General features: G+C 38.8%; 16 protein-coding genes. 10 read left to right on the plus strand and 6 right to left on the minus strand.

Annotated features, from left to right (window positions below):
* Nucleotides 1-45: 45 nt before the first annotated feature.
* A complete protein-coding gene (locus FTU34_RS03190) occupies nt 46-1575 on the minus strand; it encodes an NAD(P)/FAD-dependent oxidoreductase (protein WP_180034843.1) in 1530 nt (509 codons plus the stop codon).
* A 157-nt stretch (nt 1576-1732) separates the two neighbouring features.
* On the opposite strand from FTU34_RS03190, the gene FTU34_RS03195 reads away from it, so the two are divergent.
* The 5 genes from FTU34_RS03195 to FTU34_RS03215 all read left to right on the plus strand — a co-directional run bounded on the left by FTU34_RS03195 (nt 1733) and on the right by FTU34_RS03215 (nt 8783).
* Nucleotides 1733-2740: an AraC family transcriptional regulator gene (locus FTU34_RS03195; protein ID WP_111885051.1), complete on the plus strand. Its 1008-nt coding sequence runs from the start codon at nt 1733-1735 to the stop codon at nt 2738-2740.
* A gap of 84 nt (nt 2741-2824) precedes the next feature.
* The gene (gene zapE, locus FTU34_RS03200; protein WP_111885050.1) at nt 2825-3976 is read left to right on the plus strand and encodes a cell division protein ZapE; all 1152 of its coding nucleotides are present in this window, start codon (nt 2825-2827) and stop codon (nt 3974-3976) included.
* Between the two features lie 525 nt (nt 3977-4501).
* Nucleotides 4502-6664 carry a malate synthase G gene (locus FTU34_RS03205; RefSeq protein ID WP_180034698.1) on the plus strand — a complete coding sequence of 721 codons (2163 nt, stop codon included), beginning with the start codon at nt 4502-4504 and terminating at the stop codon, nt 6662-6664.
* An 88-nt stretch (nt 6665-6752) separates the two neighbouring features.
* Nucleotides 6753-7229, plus strand: a complete 477-nt coding sequence (locus tag FTU34_RS03210; protein ID WP_180034699.1) for a hypothetical protein — start codon at nt 6753-6755, stop codon at nt 7227-7229.
* Between the two features lie 111 nt (nt 7230-7340).
* Nucleotides 7341-8783 carry an aldehyde dehydrogenase family protein gene (locus FTU34_RS03215; protein WP_180034700.1) on the plus strand — a complete coding sequence of 481 codons (1443 nt, stop codon included), beginning with the start codon at nt 7341-7343 and terminating at the stop codon, nt 8781-8783.
* Nucleotides 8784-8859: 76 nt separating this feature from the next.
* On the opposite strand, the gene FTU34_RS03220 is transcribed toward FTU34_RS03215, so the two are convergent.
* Entirely contained in the window at nt 8860-9900 is a 1041-nt protein-coding gene (locus tag FTU34_RS03220) for a hypothetical protein (RefSeq protein ID WP_180034701.1), read from the minus strand.
* Between FTU34_RS03220 and FTU34_RS03225 the strand changes: the two genes are divergently transcribed.
* Nucleotides 9884-10543, plus strand: coding sequence for an SOS response-associated peptidase family protein (locus FTU34_RS03225; protein ID WP_180003049.1), 660 nt, complete (start codon nt 9884-9886; stop codon nt 10541-10543). The two genes, FTU34_RS03220 and FTU34_RS03225, sit on opposite strands and share 17 nt — an antisense overlap.
* Nucleotides 10544-10563: 20 nt before the next feature.
* Here FTU34_RS03225 and FTU34_RS03230 read toward each other — a convergent pair whose 3' ends face one another.
* Nucleotides 10564-11028 (minus strand): MarR family winged helix-turn-helix transcriptional regulator, encoded by a 465-nt coding sequence (locus FTU34_RS03230; RefSeq protein WP_078193646.1) that lies wholly within the window; start codon nt 11026-11028, stop codon nt 10564-10566.
* 616 nt (nt 11029-11644) lie between these two features.
* Between FTU34_RS03230 and FTU34_RS03235 the strand changes: the two genes are divergently transcribed.
* The 3 genes from FTU34_RS03235 (at nt 11645) to FTU34_RS03245 (ending at nt 14844) form a co-directional block, all read left to right on the plus strand.
* Nucleotides 11645-13165, plus strand: coding sequence for a transporter associated domain-containing protein (locus tag FTU34_RS03235; protein WP_180034702.1), 1521 nt, complete (start codon nt 11645-11647; stop codon nt 13163-13165).
* A gap of 379 nt (nt 13166-13544) precedes the next feature.
* The gene (locus tag FTU34_RS03240; protein WP_180034703.1) at nt 13545-14273 is read left to right on the plus strand and encodes a hypothetical protein; all 729 of its coding nucleotides are present in this window, start codon (nt 13545-13547) and stop codon (nt 14271-14273) included.
* Between the two features lie 19 nt (nt 14274-14292).
* On the plus strand, nt 14293-14844 hold the full coding sequence (locus FTU34_RS03245) for a DUF3828 domain-containing protein (protein ID WP_180034704.1): 552 nt from the start codon (nt 14293-14295) through the stop codon (nt 14842-14844).
* A gap of 97 nt (nt 14845-14941) precedes the next feature.
* On the opposite strand, the gene thiM is transcribed toward FTU34_RS03245, so the two are convergent.
* The 3 genes from thiM to FTU34_RS03260 form a co-directional block, all read right to left on the minus strand.
* Nucleotides 14942-15811 carry a hydroxyethylthiazole kinase gene (gene thiM, locus FTU34_RS03250; RefSeq protein ID WP_180034705.1) on the minus strand — a complete coding sequence of 290 codons (870 nt, stop codon included), beginning with the start codon at nt 15809-15811 and terminating at the stop codon, nt 14942-14944.
* An 11-nt stretch (nt 15812-15822) separates the two neighbouring features.
* Nucleotides 15823-16980: a hypothetical protein gene (locus tag FTU34_RS03255; protein WP_180034706.1), complete on the minus strand. Its 1158-nt coding sequence runs from the start codon at nt 16978-16980 to the stop codon at nt 15823-15825.
* 148 nt (nt 16981-17128) lie between these two features.
* Entirely contained in the window at nt 17129-17392 is a 264-nt protein-coding gene (locus FTU34_RS03260; protein WP_180034707.1) for a hypothetical protein, read from the minus strand.
* Nucleotides 17393-17886: 494 nt separating this feature from the next.
* On the opposite strand from FTU34_RS03260, the gene FTU34_RS03265 reads away from it, so the two are divergent.
* On the plus strand, nt 17887-18162 hold the full coding sequence (locus FTU34_RS03265; protein WP_078193640.1) for a hypothetical protein: 276 nt from the start codon (nt 17887-17889) through the stop codon (nt 18160-18162).
* Nucleotides 18163-18423: the final 261 nt, after the last annotated feature.

Below are 18423 nucleotides of genomic sequence, written 5' to 3' on the forward strand. Positions count from 1 at the left end.
AAATAGGCAGATAATGAATACCTGCCTATTATGACCTGTTATTGCTTAAGCTGCATGACTAGATTTTGTTTTACTGAGGAGTCGAAAATCGGCTGGATTTATTTTTCGAGTAGCCAGCCAATATTTCCATGTATAAGTCGGCCAAAGTGCAAAATTTTTACCGCCATTTTGCTGATACCAACTCACGCAGCCTGATTGCCATACCGTACCATCAAGCATGTCTTGTACATGAGTGTTAAATTGATCTTGCACCTGATCTTTGACAGCGATGGCTTGAACATTAGATTTTGAAACCAATTGCATCATTTGTAAGATGTAATCGACTTGTGCCTCAATCATAAATACCACTGAATTATGGGCAAGTACGGTATTGGGGCCTAATAATTGGAACAGATTTGGAAAGCCTTTGGTGCAAATGCCATAAAAGCTTTCTGCGCCAGCCTGCCACACTTGTTTGAGTTCTTGAGCATTTTCACCAATACATTCAAATGATTTTAAATAAATTCTTGGATCGGTAATAAAGCCAGTACCATAGATTAGACAATCAATTTCACGGGATTTTCCATCTTTGGTAATAATAGCATTTTCAGTGATTTCTTGTATTGCATCACTGACCAATTCCACATTAGGTCGATTAAAGGTTGGAAAGTATTTATTAGAAATTAAAATGCGTTTACAACCCATGATGTAGTTTGGCGTTAGTTTCTTGGCAAGTTCAGCATCTTTCACTTGATACTTAATATACAGTTCTGCAAGTTTTTGCGCATACTTCATGGTGGTCGGTTTAACAATTGGCACGACACGTGATTCGTTGGTCCAATACAGGCGAGCACGGTGAATTTTTCGAAACCAATCATATTTTTTAAATAGTAATTTTTCTAAACCATGATAACTACGCTCATCTCGTGGAATGACCCAAGCCGCGGTACGCTGAAAAACATACAGTTGCTTTGTTTGTGGTGCGATTTCAGGAATGTATTGGATGGCACTGCCGCCTGTACCAATCGATGCGACCTTTTTACCTGCTAATGGATATTGATGATCCCATTGAGAAGAATGGAACACTTTACCCTTAAATTTTTCAATACCTGGAATATGTGGAATTTGTGGGACATGTAACGGGCCAGATGCAAAAATCACATATTGAGCGGTAATTTTAACGCCATCTTTGAGTTCTAAATGCCAGTCGCAGGTTGATTCATTGTAGTGGCTTGAAAGCACTTCACTGTTAAAGCGGCAGAACTGTTTTAAATTATATTCACGGGTAACGTGTTGGATATAGTCAAATATTTCCGGCGCTTCGGCGTAACGTTTTGACCAATCTGTTTTGGGTGCAAAAGAAAGCGAATACATATGTGATTGCACATCACACGCAGCGCCAGGGTAGCGGTTTTCACGCCAGGTTCCACCAAAATCATTGGCTTTTTCGAGGATCAGAAAATCTTGATTGCCTTGTTGTAAAAGTCGTATCGCCATAGCAATACCACCAAAACCACCGCCGATGATGGCGATTTGTGTATGTATTTCAGAATTGGCGTTTGGGGTTTGCACTGTTTTTGTTTGCGCTTCCTGCATCATTTTTTTAATTCCAAGCGAGATTACAAGCTAAGCATACTTGAGTTCATGATCAGAACAATATGATTGAGGTGACAGAAAAATTGATCGAAACGGCAATGTTCATAATTGCAAATTTGTAGTAAAAAAGAAGAAATTTAATGTCATTTTACGATTTATGAAACGATCCATTCTAAGCCTGATGTATTTAGTACAAGGAATGCGTAAAGCAGGCGTAGATGTCGATCAACGTTTGCAAACCATTGGGCTACGTGTCGATGCACTCGATCCTACTTCAGTGATTCATCCGAGTTTAGAGTGGGATGTACTGAAAGTCATTGGTAAAGATGTAGAACCTGAGCAAGGGTTATTTATTGGTCAGCATTATACATTGGCGGGTTATGGCCCGTTGCTGATGTTATTGGTCACCAGTGATACTTTACGCCAAGCTTTAAATCAGGGAATTCGCTTTCAACAGTTGACGCATCTAACTGGGCGTTTAAGTTTGCAAATCAGTCAGCATAAAGTGGCTTTGTGCTATCAACCGCAAGATGTGTATGCGCCACTGGGTGCATTATTGGCGCAGTCAGAGATTTCAGGAACTTATAAATTCATCCGTGATCTGTACAAAATGATGGGTCTATCTACACCGCAAGTTCAAATTGATTTGCCGTTTGCTGAACCCAAAGATCCTGAAAAATTAAAAATGTTTACTGATTATTATGGCTCACAAGTTCGATTTGGTGCGCCATTTGCGGCATTTTGGTTCGATGAGGATGTTTTAGATATTCGTATTCCATCCGCAGATATTATTACTTTTCGATTATATGAGTCGAAATGTATTGCGGAGTTAGAACGTTTAAGCGCCGATGAAGATGCACCATCATTGGTTCAACGTGTGCAAGATTATTTGGAATTACAAAGTGGTGCGATGCCAAGTATGGCAGCAACTGCTCAAGCATTGAATTTGCCAGAAAGAACTTTGCGTCATCAATTGCAACAGTTAAATACCAGTTATAAGCAAATTCGTGAAGATATTATTAAAGATAAAGCACTCCGTATGATTGAATATAATGAATATTCAATTGAAATGATTGCAGAATTGCTGGGCTATTCAGAACCTGCGGCGTTTAATCATGCGTTTAAACGTTGGTTTGGGCATAGTCCGAGACAATATAATAAATAGCCAATGCGCTTTACTGCCAAAGTGTTATATCTTCGAGTTTATTCTTCGTTATAATTCATTTAGCCTAAAAAAGTATTTAATGATATGTCAGATTTTCAGTCACCACACAACACCGCATTTACTCCGATTTCACCGGCTGAGCGTTATGCTCAAGCCTTAGCATCTGGTCAGTTTTTACCAGATCAGGAACAGGCGCAAGCGGTGCATGAGTTGGATCGAGTTTGGCAAGAATTAATCCAACGTTTTAAGGCTTCTAAAAAAGCGTTTCGTCGTTTCCGTCGTCAAACTGCACCGAAAGGGGTGTATATGTGGGGCGGTGTAGGACGTGGTAAAACGTGGCTGATGGATCAGTTTTATGATTCTGTGCCATTTCGACGCAAAACACGTATGCATTTCCATCACTTTATGCAGTACGTACACCGTGAATTAAATAAACTTTCAGGTCAGCGTAATCCACTAGACCTTGTTGCCGACCAAATTTATAAAGAAGCAGTCGTGATCTGCTTTGATGAATTCTTTGTATCCAATGTCACGGATGCTATGATTTTGAGTGATCTATTCCAAAAATTATTTACGCGTGGGATCACCCTTGTTGCAACCTCTAACATCGCACCAGATGGTTTGTATAAAAACGGGATCCATCGTGACCGTTTTATCCCAACCATCGAAATGGTGAAAAAGAACTGTGTGATTTTAAATGTAGACTCAGGCGTAGACTATCGTTTACGTGTATTGAAACAAGCGCAGTTGTTTAAGTCGCCTTTAACACATGAACATAAGTTGTGGATGGCACAGCGTTTTACAGCATTAACGCAAACCCAAACGGTTTCACAAGAGCCAATTATTATTAATCAGCGTATTGTAGAAACCATTGGTCATACGGAAGATGTGCTGTGGTGTGAATATTCTGAACTTTGCCTAAAACCACGTAGTCCAGCGGACTTTATTGAAATTGCCAATATTTATAATACGGTCTTGGTGAGTAATGTGCCGCACATGACGGATTATTTGTCTGAAGGGACTCGTCGTTTTATCTATCTAGTTGATGAGTTTTATGACCGTGGTGTGAAGTTGTTGCTTACTTCAGAAGATACGATTATTGAATTATATCAAGGTGAAAAATTGGCATTTGAAATTGAGCGTACACGTTCGCGCTTATTGGAAATGCAATCTGATGATTATCTACATACCTCTCACCGTCAAATCAATGCACCAGAATCTACGGCAGAAAATTAAGCGTTTCTGTTGGAATGAAAAAAGAACGTCTTGATGGCGTTCTTTTTTTTGATTTTTAGTTTTAGAAAACATGTATAAATTAAGAAAAGCTGTGGAACGAACAATAGAAGTTAAAGCAAAGTCTCATGATAAAAGCATCATTAAATAAGAAGTATGGCTGTTTAATAATTCATCGATAAAAGCGTTAAATTTAAACTGATTGGTTGAAGTTGTAGCATCGACATTGGCAGCATTTCATGGCTTAATCGAGTGAGTTTGTTTGACGCTTGGGTCTATTTGTTCAGTTTTAGAACAAAATTCTGCACTTAAGTCTAATTTCGACATTTCAAAAACTTTATACACTGTAAAAAGGTATTCAGGCTGATGATGACGTCGTATTTCTGATCTTTATTATGTTGAATGATGAGGGTATTTCATTACATAGAAAATGATCATTATTTAGGAATGTGATAGTACTATTCAGCAAAGTATAAATGGGTATACTAGAATCTCTTGTTATAAAAAATAGCAATATCAGGAAAGACAATGACTGCACGTATTCAAAAAGGCAAGTTAGCGATTGCTAAAGAACTTTACGATTTCATCGAAAATGAAGCACTACCGGGTTCAGGTTTAGACAGTGAAACTTACTGGAAAAACTTTGAACAAGTCGTTGTCGATCTTAGCCCAAAGAACAAAGCACTATTGGCTAAGCGTGACGACATTCAAGCTAAAATTGATGAATGGCACCGCAACAACAAATTTGAACTCGAAGCTTACAAAGCTTTCCTTACTGAAATTGGCTACTTATTACCAGAAGTAGAAGATTTCCAAATCAGCACAGAAAATGTAGACGAAGAAATCGCATTATTGGCTGGTGCGCAATTAGTAGTGCCTGTACGTAATGCACGTTACTGCTTAAACGCTGCGAACGCACGTTGGGGTTCACTCTACGATGCTCTTTACGGTTTTGACGTGATCTCTGAAGAAGACGGCGCGGAAAAAGGTAAGGGCTATAACCCAGCTCGTGGCGCAAAAGTTATCGAATTTGCTAAAAACTTCTTAAATGAAACTTTCCCGCTAGCTAATGGTTCGCATGCAGATGCAACTAAATATGCGGTAGAAGGCAAAAAGTTAGTTGTAAGCCTAAAAGATGGCTCAACTGCAACTTTAGCGAAAGAAGCTCAGTTTGTTGGTTTTAATGGTGACGAAGCTGCGCCAACCGAAATCGTACTTTTAAACAATGGTTTGCATGTAATCATTGAAATTGATGCGACGAGCCCAATTGGTTCAACTGATGCTGCGGGCGTTAAAGACTTAGTTCTTGAAGCTGCGGTAACCACAATTCAAGACTTAGAAGACTCAATTGCAGCAGTTGATGCTGAAGAGAAAGTTGAAGGCTACCGTAACTGGTTAGGCTTAATGAAAGGTACGCTTTCTGAGTCAATCGAGAAAAATGGTAAGACCATCACGCGTACATTAAATAAAGATCGTACGCACAAAAATTTAATCGGTGGTGAAACTACGCTTCACGGTCGTTCATTGATGTTGCTTCGTAACGTAGGTCATTTGATGACAAACCCTGCGATCCTTGTAGATGGTGCTGAAATCTACGAAGGCATCATGGATGCATTGATCACACCGTTATTGACGTTTGCAGATATTAAAGGTGAAAACGAAAACAAGAACTCTCGTAAAGGTTCTATGTATATCGTTAAGCCAAAAATGCACGGTCCAGAAGAAGTTGCATTTGCAGTTGAATTATTTGAGCGTGCTGAACAAGCGCTTGGTCTACCTGCGAAGACTTTGAAAATCGGTATCATGGACGAAGAACGTCGTACTTCTGTGAACTTGAAAAACTGTATCGCGCAAGCGAAAGATCGTACGATCTTTATTAATACAGGTTTCATGGACCGTACGGGTGATGAAATCCATACTTTCATGGAAGCAGGTCCATTCGTTCGTAAAGGCGAAGTGAAGTCTCAAATCTGGTTCCCTGCATATGAAAACCGTAACGTGATGATCGGTCTTCAAGCCGGCTTACGTGGTAAAGCGCAAATCGGTAAAGGCATGTGGCCAAAACCAGATATGTTGCTTGATATGTATAAAACTAAGATTGAGCATCCAGAAGCTGGCGCAAGCTGTGCATGGGTTCCGTCTCCATCTGGTGCTGTTATTCACGCGATCCATTACCATCAGTGCAATGTTTCTGAGCGTCAAAAAGAGTTGTTGAATACTCAACCGCTATCTTTAGATGACTTGTTAACACCGCCTTTAGCGACAGATACAAACTGGTCTGAAGAAGAGAAAACCAAAGAACTCGAAAATAACCTTCAAGGTATCTTGGGTTATGTAGTTCGTTGGGTTGATTTAGGTGTAGGTTGTTCAAAAGTTCTAGACATCAACAACGTTGGTTTGATGGAAGACCGTGCAACTTTACGTATTTCTTCTCAACACGTTGCGAACTGGTTACGTCACGGTATCGTAACTGCTGAGCAAGTTGAAGAAGTATTTAAGCGCATGGCGAAAGTTGTGGATGAGCAAAATGCCAACGATCCACTTTACACACCAATGGCACCAAGCTTTGATGGTTATGCATATAAAGCTGCTTATGACCTAGTATTCAAAGGTGGCGAGCAGCCTTCTGGTTATACAGAGCCGCTTCTTCATGCTTACCGTTTAAAATTAAAAGGTTATACAGGTGACTAATCTGTAAATCAAAAAAAGCCTCTTCGGAGGCTTTTTTTATTGCTTGAGAAATTTAGAATGTCGACATAAAAAATGAAAAGGAAACGCCATGTATATATGGAATGTAAATCGGTTGGTGGATGATTTAAGACTGAATAAAGTCTCTGAAACCCATTATAAAAACTACTATATTGCCAGCTCAATATTGATTTTCTTTAGCTACTTAGCACTGACCTTAACCCCAGAATCTAAAGCAACCGAAGCTTGGGCTTCGTTTGTTTTACAAGTTGGTCTGCTGATTAGCTGGGTGAATGCCATATTTAAAGCCAATGGCGGCGAGCAAGGCCGAGATTTTTTAAAGCGCTTTATTGCATTGTATTTGCCCATAACGATTCAGAGTTTAGTCCTCTTTATCTTGATTGCTGTTGTTGTCGAAGGGCTGTTACCCATGTTGACCGTTAACATGGAGGAGGCTGCGCTTGAGCAACTCACCACAGTTAAAGATCTAAGTTTTGAAGTCATCATTAGCTGTTATATTTATTGGCGAATCTATAAAGCGATGCGGCAGATTCATCAGCCTGTTTAAAGTATAAGGTTGTAAAAGAAATTAATTATAAAGTTTTATCCTGTTTTTCTCATAGCTTTTCAATGCTGAAGCCTTTACATTGGGATGAATGATAAAAATAGGATGGAAGCGATGTCAGCATATACAGCATTAGATTTGCAATATATTGGTGGACAATGGCGAGCAGGGACTTCAACGCGATACATCAACAATATAAATCCCTTTAGTCAAGCAGAAATTTTTGAATTGCAGGCTGCCAGCAGTGTCGATGTAGACAGTGCTTATAGTGCGGCAGAAGCAGCATTTAAATCAGAAAAGACCAAGTCTATTAAAGTACGTCAGCAAGTTATCAACAAATTAGCTCAAACCATTCAGCAGCGCAGAGAAGAAATTATTCAATGGCTGATAGATGAATCTGGGAGTACACGTTTAAAAGCCAATATTGAAGTTGATGCGGCGCTCAGCATTATCCAAGAATCGCTGAGTTTTCCTGAAAAAATGCAAACTATGGAGCTAGAGAGTAAAGACCCTAGCCGCAAGAGTTTTGTACTGCGCAAACCCTTGGGAGTCATAGCAGTGATTAGCCCTTGGAATTTTCCATTTCATTTATCGATGCGTTCAGTGGTGACTGCGATTGCTTGCGGCAATAGTGTCGTGCTGAAGCCTGCAAGTGACACACCAGTCACAGGTGGAACGTTACTCGGGAAATTATTTGAAGAAGCGGGTTTGCCACATGGTGTGTTAAATGTTGTTGCAGGCAGTGGTAGTGAAATTGGCGACTATTTTGTAGAGCATCCTGTGCCTAAAATGATTTCATTTACAGGTTCAACTGAAGTGGGTCAACAGGTGGGGGTGAAAGGTTTGGCAAGTTCACGGATTAAGCGTTTAGCGCTGGAACTTGGCGGCAATGCGCCTTTAGTGATTTTAGATGATGCAGATTTAAATTTAGCCGTTGAACTGACCGTGATGGGGCGTTTTTTGCATCAAGGACAAATCTGCATGAGTACCAATCGAGTGATTGTGGATGAATCCTTGCACGATGCTTATGTTGAAAAATTAATTAAACGGGTAAAAAGCATTGTGGTCGGTGATCCGAATGATGTCGAAACTCTGATAGGCCCTATCATCAATAAGTCGCAAATCGATAAATTAAAAACCATTATTCAAAATGCCATTCAGCAAGATGCGATTTTAGCCTATGCAGGCGGTATAGAAGGTCAATTAGTTGCACCGCATATTTTCACCCATGTGGATGCGCACGCTGATATTGCATTAGAAGAAAGCTTTGGGCCAATTTTGCCGATTTTAAAAGCGCGAGATGAAGCGCATGCACTTGAATTGGCGAATTCAACCCGATTTGGTTTATCGAGTGCGGTATGTACCTCAAATTTAGCACGCGGCGGAGAGTTTGCGGCCAAACTCGATATAGGCATGACGCATATCAATGGCATCAGTGTGGCGGATCATTCTAATGCACCCTTTGGCGGTGAACGGAATTCAGGCCTTGGTCGCTTTAATGGTGAGTGGATATTTGAGGAATTTACCCGCACCCATTGGCAAACGTTCCCTGCTTAAAATACACAAATTGAAGTCTATTTTATCTTGTGCAATAGACTTCACTGCAGGTTCTGTTATGCAGGACATTTCTAGTTTATTTCCATGAAATATCAGGAAGTATATAGTCCCAAAAACGACTCCAACGTGTTTTGTAATACAGAAAAGAGCCAATATCTTGGCTTGAACAATTATCCTGATAGTACATTTTGTGATTCATCAACAGCATAGGTTTACGCTGCAAGGCCGTCATATACAGCTTGACCTGAACCTTGTAATTGTAGATTGAATAATTAGAAGAAATACTCTCGGTTTTCATTTTTTGGATATTGTGAATATACACATCAAACTTCAAGCCATTTTTGTAATCTGTTGCCTTATGAATTGTTCGATCTGCAATTGGAATAAGCGGATTGTTATCACTAAACGCTAAATATGCGTTATGTATTTTGTTTCCTTGTTGATAATTAAACTGAAGAGCTGAATTTGCAGTAGTGAAATAGGGGAGCGCATCTTGAGGGTTGATTTTAAACGTGCCTGTACAATTAGTCCTGACACGCCCTTCATCTTCGTTCACCGTAAACCAGCCAAATTGATCTTCTAATTCTGTCGTGTGGGCTTCATCTACGTCAGGAAGAATCACGCCAAACTGATCTCTTTGTCTTTGCTGATTTTGCATCAAGCGATAACTATTTTGAGCACGTTTTGCAAAACGGATTTCAGGAAACATCTCTGGAGATTTAATTTTAAAGTCAGAGACATTGATTACTTCACCATTAGGCAAGATGACCAATGAAAATTGTTGTTCTTGGGTGTTGGGAAGATTTTTGACCGTAACCCAGTGATTCGAATTGATGATTTGCTGATTGCGTAAATGCTTATATTGAATGCGGTACTTGCCTGCAGGAATCTCAGTCTCATTGATTAGGTCTTGTTTAAATGGATATTCGTTGAAATAGAGCGCGTCGAGACTAAAAGGTAGAAATGAAACGGTATGTACAGAGACTTTTACGGCATGTGCGGTTGAATATAGGCTTGAAATTAGAATTAAACGATAAAGCGACTTCGGTCTAGATTTTTCATTTATTATAAAGATTGAATTTTTGCGGATTATGGCAAATATGTGTGCTAATTTCAAACCGATTACCTTATCGCAATTAAAGTCTCAAAACTTGCCTGAAATCAGCTTTGAATATCCTGAGGAAGTCTATCCAAATTATGATTTGCCGCTACTCTTTAAGTCTGAACAAGGGCTAGAGTGGCGAAAAGTGAATTTTGGCATGGTGCCTAAATGGGCCGAAGACAAATCAATTGCACTTAAAACCTATAATGCCCGAAATGAAACTTTGTATCAAAAGCCTACGTTTATTAATGCGATTTCAAAATGTAAGTTTGGCGTAATACCCGTGTCTGAATTTTATGAGTCAATGTATATCGATAATAAGCCGCAGCGTTGGAGTGTTAAGCGCAAAGATGGAGAAGCGTTTTATATAGCTGCCTTATATGACATTTGTAGACAAGGTGACGAGATTGTACGTTCAAGTACCATGATTACGATGGATGCTATTCAGCATGAGATGATGAAACACTTTCATGAGCCGGGCAATGTAAAGCGCTCGGTCATTGTGATTCCGCATGCGCGATTAGAGGAATGGCTAAGTTGGAAATCACCCAACATCCAAAGTTTTGTACAGGGTTTTCCTGTTGATGAGTTTGAATGTGCGCACGCACCCAAAATAAAAATCGAAAAAATCAGTCCCCAACTGAACTTTTTCGATTGATATTTCGGTGATGCAAATGCTTAGCGAGCTAAGTTTTTAAAGATATGCTTTAAGCTTTCCATGGTTTTTTCAATTTGTAGGGGTGTTAAGCCTTCAAAAGATTGCTCTAGAACGACATTCGTTAGATCGTTAATCTTCTGCGTCATTGCAGTGCCTTTATCAGTTAATACAACCCGGGTAATACGTGCATCATCTTCACAAGAATAAGTATCTACCAAGCCTTCATCTTTTAAGCGATAAACGATCTTGGTTGTGGTCGACATTTTAGATACGACCATTTCAGATAAATCTGAAACGCTAGCATGTGGTTTAGACTTGAGTGCGAGCAGGATACGACGACGTGAATTATCAACGCCATACTTTTTCAATGCATGGTCGACGTTTAAAACATATTGTGAATGCACCTGAGTAACCCAGTAGAAAGGAAAATTTTCTAAACTAAAGTCATCGGTGGATGGTAAAAATTTTGAATACTTTTTTGTCATAAAGGAGTCCCCTGAATATTTGTTTTAATTTTATTTAATGTTTTAACATTCTATTGAAAAATAGAGGGTAATAGCAAGAGTTCACAATAAAAAAATAGAAAGTAGAAGATATCTCATTTTTAGATTATCTAAATAGATTATATTGATATTCTGTCTAAATGCTTAACAGAAATTAAAAATAAGGTTGGGTATAGAGATAGTGTAGTGAAAATAAATAAGTTTTTAATTTGAATTGAATATTAATATTTTTTACCAAAAGGTAGAAATAAATAATTCATTAGATTTGTCATACAATCTCATACAACGTATTTAATTACATTTAATTAAAAGTCAGGTGAATTCATACTTTTTTTAAAGTGGAAGAGGAGATCTCAAAAAGTAGGTTTTAACATCTAGATGTGTATTTTATATCGCCCATTCGATTTGTAATACATTCAGCGTTTTTAACATTTTGTCATATTGTTGCTGCGAAAAAATATGCTTGAATACATTACAAATGCGCAAGATTATGCATAATGGAATGGTCTCTAGTTACACAGGTTAAATTTATGGATCCGTCGCCGTGCGTTGGTCTGCTTGAAGATATTCTTACAATCCAGAATGAGGAAGAGAGCTAATGGAATTTTTGTTAGATCCCGGAATCTGGGTTGGTTTACTTACATTAATTATTTTAGAAATTGTACTAGGGATTGATAACCTAGTCTTTATTGCCATTTTGGCAGAAAAACTCCCTCCAGAACAACGTGATAAAGCCCGCGTACTTGGTCTTTCACTCGCATTATTTATGCGATTAGGATTGTTATTTGCAATCTCTTGGTTGGTCACATTAACAAAGCCCCTGATTACCGTTTTTGATTGGACATTCTCTGGTCGAGATCTCATATTATTGTTTGGTGGATTGTTCTTAGTCTATAAGGCGGTCACAGAGCTACATGAGAAATTAGAAGGAAAACCAGAAGTTCAAGTGACAACAAAAGTGGCATATGCCAGCTTTACAGCAGTTGTTGCGCAAATTGTTGTCTTAGATGCGGTTTTCTCTTTAGACTCTGTCATTACAGCGATCGGCATGGTCGACAACATTTATGTCATGATGGCTGCAATGATTGTGGCAATGGCAGTGATGTTACTTGCATCTAAACCGCTAACGGCTTTTGTAAACCGACATCCGACCGTCGTGATCCTATGTTTAAGCTTCTTATTGCTTATCGGTATTAGTTTGATAGCAGAAGGTTTTGGTTTCCATATTCCGAAAGGCTATATCTACTCAGGTATTGGTGTTGCGATTGTCATCGAAGCCTTTAACCAGTTTAGTCAACGCAATGCTCAAAAACATGAAGCGAAAATTCCATTACGCCATCGTACTGCAGACAGTATTTTAAAACTGATGGGTGGGCGCTTAGAATCCGATCAAGTTGGTAATCAGGCGCAAGAAACCTTTGCAGACGAAGAGCGTTACATGATTGGTGGTGTATTGACGCTTGCAGAGCGTTCAGTTGCGTCGATCATGACTCCCCGTAATCAAATTTCTTGGGTGGATTTAAATGACACAACTGAACAAATTCGTGAGCAAGTCCTTTCTGTGCCGCACAGTTTATTCCCTGTGTGTCGTGGTAGCTTGGATAAAGTGATTAGTATTGTCCGCGCGAAAGAACTTATTGATGTTCTAGACAGTGAAGATGATCTAAAAGCATTGATTAAACGTCATCGTCCGATCTTTATTTTCCAAAAAATGAAGGTGATTGATGCGATTAATACCTTGCGGACTTCTAAAGGCTCTTTGGTATTGGTTACGGATGAGTTTGGTGCGGTACAAGGTCTGATTTCACCACTCGATGTGTTTGAAGCGATTGCTGGTGAATTCCCTGATGCTGATGAACAACTAGATTTGATTAAAATCGATGATGAACATTGGAAAGCTTCAGGCATGCTCGATCTGTATCAGTTAGAACTTGAATTGGAAATGCTGGACTTGATCGAAGAAGATGATGGTTATATCAGTGTTTCAGGTCTCATTTTAGATCAGACCCACGGCAATGTAGAAGTCGGTACTGTGGTTGATTTTAAAGGCATTCAATTTAAAGTCACGGCAATGGATGAAAACCGCATTAAAACGGTTGATATCTATTACCAGGCCTAATGCTCAAATATTAAAAATGACCCTAAGACAGCTTTTCGAAGCTGTCTTTTTTATGACTAGAAAGTATAAGAAATCCTATATAACGAGGGCTGCAATTCACGATGTTAAAACGTATTATATTTACATGATGTAACAGTCAAAAAGCGCTGCAACTTTTGAGCTTTTAGAGGGTTAAAGCGGTTCAAAAGTAAAAAATATTGATAGGGTTGATTTTAAAAAAGCATGAGGGTAAATAGCGATTCATTTTTAACTTGGGGTTTTAATCATCATTGATGATCTATGAATAATTTTATTTCATTTAAATACCGCTTCGGAAAACTTTATAACTAGGTACTTTGAAGAAATTCAAAGTTAATCCATTAAGAAAATGGGTGTTGGTATGGCGATCACTGAGAATATCATTGATTTTAGTAAACTCACGACTGAAGAAAAACATGAGTTGTTTCAACGGCTCTGGGAGTTTGATCAATGTATTTTCCCAACTTCTAAGATTGAGCAACTCTATCAATACATGCATGACCCCGATATTGTTGCATTACCAATCATTCAGTATTTTGAGCACGATAAACTGATCGGGCAAAATATTGTGCGTATATTAAAAATTATGCATAACAATCGGCCGATTTTTATTTTTAATTCACGGGCAGGGGTATTGGTTGATTATCGTCGGAAAAACCTGACCTTAAACTCGGCGATTAAAGTGGCGATGCAGCATCAGATTCGATTTCCAGCGATTCCGATGTGGTTTGTGGCTACATTGGCACAACCAAAGGTATATACATTATTTGCCTCGTGCTCTGTTAAGTTTTATCCAAGGCATGGTGTCCCGATGCCCACTGAGTATGCGGATGTTTTAAATAGTTATAAAATCCGTCAGCATGATGTGCAGCATCGGGCTGAGGATATTTTTGTTCATCGTTGTGATTTACCGAAGGTGACGCCTGAGCAATTGGTTCGGCTACGGAAAAAATCTGATGAACATGTTCAATTTTTTATGCAGCACGTGCCAGATTATTTTGATGGCATGGGGTTAATGTGTATTTGTAAATTAAATGTTTCAACCATTTTTGAAGCAAGTATGAATCTGGCAGTTGGGCGAGCAGTTTAATGATGGACATGGATGTGTTATGCGACAAATGACGATATATCGATTATTAGGTTTTGGTGCGGCAGTCTTTTTAACGGCTTGTCAGCCTGCAGAGCAAAAAATACAAGAGCAATCGCAGAAATGTGTTGCACCGGAAAAATTGGTCAAACAAATTTATGATCAAGAGTTGAAATTGCACGCTTTGAGTAAAGATCAACTTACTGCCTATTTTGAGCCATCGTTAGCGGAACGTATGCAAGCAGAAATTAACTGTAAGCAGTCGGGACAAGAGTGTAATGTGGATTTTGATATTTTCACGGATAGCCAAGATCCGCAGCAAGATTCGAAAAAAGGCGTTCAGCCTAAACTGAGTTTTGATGAAAATAAAAACGTTGTTCGTGCTGAGTTTAAAATTGGTGATGAAGCCAAAGTCTTAAATTATGAAATGAGTGATGGCGACTGTTCAAAAATAAAAAATATTGTCTATGCGGGGGACTATGACCTCGACATGATTTTGAGTAATCCAACAGAAACGATCGAAGATTCAGAAATGTTTGATGCCAATGCTGCAAGTGACAGTACGGCACAGTAAATTTTTTCGCATATTAATTAGTACAAAACAGTATGAATCCCTGAACAGCTTGAGTCCTATACTCAAGCTGTTTTTGTTTTCTCAAGGTATCATAGCTTTATAGTGAATAAATTTGCATGTTGGCAAGTTGATTGAAATCATCTTCATTGAGATTATAAATTTCATCTAAAAAAGCAACATTAAAACTGCCGACACTTGAGCTAATTTCATAGGCTTTTTGACCCGCAATCGCAAAGTGCAAATGTGCTGCGATCGTGCCAGCAGTTAGTGTTTCACTTACGGCGCAATACGCCGCTGTTAACGCACCTAAAGCGCAGCCAGAAGCCGTCACTTTGGGTTGTAAGTAAGATCCACCATTAATCTGTATCACTGCATTCATTTCTTTCGATAAGATGAAATCTAATTCGCCTGAAATTGCCACACATTCACAGTGTTCTAACAAGGGCACAGCATTTAAATAAATCTCGGCACTATTGAGCGTGCTATCTACACCACGTGATTCTCCTTGGTTACCTGCAAGACCGCTAATTTCTGATGCATTGCCGCGAATAATACTTGGCTTGTATTGGAGTAATTGGTCAACCATTTCAGATCGCCATGGCAAAACGGGGCCATAACCGACAGGGTCAAGCACCCAAGGTTTATTTAAATTTTGTGCTGTTTGTGCAGCAATTTGCATGGCCTGCATTTGTTCAGATGTTGGCGTGCCTAAATTGATATTCAATGCACTGGCAATCGAGGCAAAGCTTTCAGCTTCAAAGGGATTGTCAATCATTGCAGGAGAAGCACCCGCAGCTAAAAGGACATTGGCCACATAATTGCTCGCGACTGCATTGGTGATGATATGCACCAAAGGTTGTTTGGATTGAAGTTCAATCCACGCATTGATGACGCTTTGTAAAAGCGGGCTATTTAATTCAGTCAATTCACTGTTCATGGTCGTTTCAAAATTTTCAGATTGATTCATCGTTTTCTCCCTTAGCGGGTGAAGTAATGGTCTTGATGTTTACAATTACGGCAGAACAGGGTCACATAATCTGCGGCATCATAATCGACAGAGAGTTCTTGTGAACCACAGTACATGCAACGCTTTGTGGAATAAAAATTTAAGCGAGGTTCGATTTTTTTCCAAGCATAGCGTATTGGTTGCACAAAGATACTTTCATCGAGTCCTAAAAAGTTAAAGAGCAAAATTTCACTCATTTTACTAAAGGGGAGTTGTGGCGGACGAGGGAGGGTAAAAGTTTCCCATTTTTCCTGTAAGCCACGTTCACGGTATTGCTGTAAGGTCTTTTTTAACAGATTGGTGTTAATGAAATTTTCATTACGAACTTGCAGGGCTTTTTGTTTATGTAGATATTCGAGTGCTGACTGAATCATATAATAAATCTGCCCAACCGCTAGATGGTCGAGTAGGCGATAACAGAACACTTGAAAGCTTTTATTCCCTGCAATTTGAATACCCCATGTCTTACAGTAAAACTGCATGAATTGCACAATTTCTTGAAAAAGTAGGAGATACAAGCATTCTTTCACTTCGTCAGCACTTTTAAACGGAACACCCAAGGCTAAATTTTCATAAAACCAATGACGGAGTTGCTGCGCTACGCTAAAAAGACTGGGCTCCGAATAGCCATCCAGACGGACATTGATATAATACTGTTCAGCTTGTAGCGCATCATCTTTCACAATCAAAATTTGCTCATGCACGAGATGCTTTTTGAGTGATTGTTGGAAGAAATAATTCGGGCTGATGTTATGATACTTAATAGCGTCCCAGTCGATAAATTCTTGATGCGCCGTATGTTCTTGGACGTGATTATCCAATAAAGCCAGCAAAAAGAGTTTCTGTAAAAAACTCAGTTCACTTAATTCACGTTCAACGATATCTTTATTTTTGAGTTTACGCTGTTCTTGTAAACGGGTTTCTTTTAGTAGTTTTTTTCGCGCAGCCTGACAGTTTTCACAATGACAGTTGTATTGCTGTTCTGGAAATATTTGATGATGACAGTGGCTACACTGATAAAAATTAAATTCTTGCTCATCTAATTTTTCAGCATCTACCCAATACATTGATGCACGACACAACGGGCATTGTGTACTTTCATCCATTTGTTTGCGTAGAATATTGAACATGTTGCCAGCGTTTCTTGAAAGGTTAAATTGATTATACACATCTCTGTTTAAAGACGGGTTTGCAATTTCAGTTGCGGCAGCTCAGGCGATATGTCGACAAATAAAAAAACTGCATAGTGATGATGCAGCTTTTAGTCAGAATGGATTATTAATAGGCGGCTGGGCATGGGATCGATTCGTCCTCCTCTCCAACTTGTTTGGCTTGTATTAAGGCTTGCACTTTTTTAGACGCGACTTTTTTAGTGCCTAATGCACTATATGAGTTAAGTAATGAACTGACCTCAAAGGCTTTGAGTGGAATCCCTTCGCAAGTCATAAACATTGCAATTACTTTATGGTCGATATTTGCAGCATCAAGCGCTTGCAGGGTCTTCATATTTTCAATACGGATGATGTGTTCTTTAATAAACATAATGCACCTCTTTTTGTTTTAGCCTGATGATTTTGCTTTTGGCAATTAAGTAGATGCAAAACGCATGCTCAAATGTTTTGAGTAGACATTTTAAAGCAGATATACGGCATATTGTTTTATTAAGATATTGAAAATAAATTATTAATTTAAAAGTAACAAAATAATATTGATGCGTATGGCTATGTCTAATGAATTCTCAAAATACTTAAACTGTTGAAAAAGAAACATCTTGGTGCATGGTTTAAACAGAAGTATGCAATCAAATCCAAATTAGAAGACTGAGATTATTTGAGAGCTCAGGTGCTTTTTGGAGGGAGTCGTCTAAGCGATTGGATTTGAAAAGTATATTTGTATATATTGAGCTTATAATTCTAATGATCTTAACTTGCAGGACTGAAACAAAGCGGAATCTACTGAAATTGATACATAGTATGATTCAGCTGGATTTCTAAAGGTTTTGATCTTTTTTTATCCTTTCTTTGTATGGAATACATATGTCAGACGCACTTAAAAACAGCAATATCACCCGTATGCAATTATATAAGCAGCCACAGGGTACGGTTGGTGCGCTGATTATTGGGCATGATCAAACACTGGAAAAGACGATCGAGTTACTTGGCCTGGCGCAGCAACATCAAGTATCTAAAATTTATGTGGCGGGTGCGACGGAAGAAATTCAGCAATTCCTCACCTCAAAAGTCACGGCATTTCAATTTTACTTTGCAGCAGACTACGACAGTGCACTCGATTTAATTTTCGCAAATCAATAATCCTCTAAGTCTTAATCAGGAAAGTTTGAGCGCAATAATTTGAACGTACAGATGGATTAAGCACCTGTACTTTCTCTTTCTAGTATATAGGCGCTTTATTTATTTTAGGTAGATAAAAAATTTGCACATTGTTATAGCTGTACTCAACTCAGGCATTTATTTTGCTTAAACATGGCGAAAATATGTGCCAGCCTTTAAATTATTCTATAAAGATGATTGAAAACAACATGCGCTGAGCCCATATATAAATCATTGTAAATG

Origin of the sequence: Acinetobacter sp. YH12094 (assembly GCF_013419295.1) — a bacterium.
In the GTDB taxonomy this organism is placed as follows: Bacteria; Pseudomonadota; Gammaproteobacteria; order Pseudomonadales; family Moraxellaceae; genus Acinetobacter; species Acinetobacter amyesii.

Excerpts from the sequence above, each read along its gene's own strand:
- FTU34_RS03190 (WP_180034843.1), bottom strand. The coding sequence starts at position 1,575 with ATGCAGGAAGCGCAAACAAAAACAGTGCAAACCCCAAACGCCAATTCT.
- FTU34_RS03195 (WP_111885051.1), top strand. The coding sequence starts at position 1,733 with ATGAAACGATCCATTCTAAGCCTGATGTATTTAGTACAAGGAATGCGT.
- zapE (WP_111885050.1), top strand. The coding sequence starts at position 2,825 with ATGTCAGATTTTCAGTCACCACACAACACCGCATTTACTCCGATTTCA.
- FTU34_RS03205 (WP_180034698.1), top strand. The coding sequence starts at position 4,502 with ATGACTGCACGTATTCAAAAAGGCAAGTTAGCGATTGCTAAAGAACTT.
- FTU34_RS03210 (WP_180034699.1), top strand. The coding sequence starts at position 6,753 with ATGTATATATGGAATGTAAATCGGTTGGTGGATGATTTAAGACTGAAT.
- FTU34_RS03215 (WP_180034700.1), top strand. The coding sequence starts at position 7,341 with ATGTCAGCATATACAGCATTAGATTTGCAATATATTGGTGGACAATGG.
- FTU34_RS03225 (WP_180003049.1), top strand. The coding sequence starts at position 9,884 with ATGTGTGCTAATTTCAAACCGATTACCTTATCGCAATTAAAGTCTCAA.
- FTU34_RS03230 (WP_078193646.1), bottom strand. The coding sequence starts at position 11,028 with ATGACAAAAAAGTATTCAAAATTTTTACCATCCACCGATGACTTTAGT.
- FTU34_RS03235 (WP_180034702.1), top strand. The coding sequence starts at position 11,645 with ATGGAATTTTTGTTAGATCCCGGAATCTGGGTTGGTTTACTTACATTA.
- FTU34_RS03240 (WP_180034703.1), top strand. The coding sequence starts at position 13,545 with ATGGCGATCACTGAGAATATCATTGATTTTAGTAAACTCACGACTGAA.
- FTU34_RS03245 (WP_180034704.1), top strand. The coding sequence starts at position 14,293 with ATGCGACAAATGACGATATATCGATTATTAGGTTTTGGTGCGGCAGTC.
- thiM (WP_180034705.1), bottom strand. The coding sequence starts at position 15,811 with ATGAATCAATCTGAAAATTTTGAAACGACCATGAACAGTGAATTGACT.
- FTU34_RS03255 (WP_180034706.1), bottom strand. The coding sequence starts at position 16,980 with ATGTTCAATATTCTACGCAAACAAATGGATGAAAGTACACAATGCCCG.
- FTU34_RS03260 (WP_180034707.1), bottom strand. The coding sequence starts at position 17,392 with ATGTTTATTAAAGAACACATCATCCGTATTGAAAATATGAAGACCCTG.
- FTU34_RS03265 (WP_078193640.1), top strand. The coding sequence starts at position 17,887 with ATGTCAGACGCACTTAAAAACAGCAATATCACCCGTATGCAATTATAT.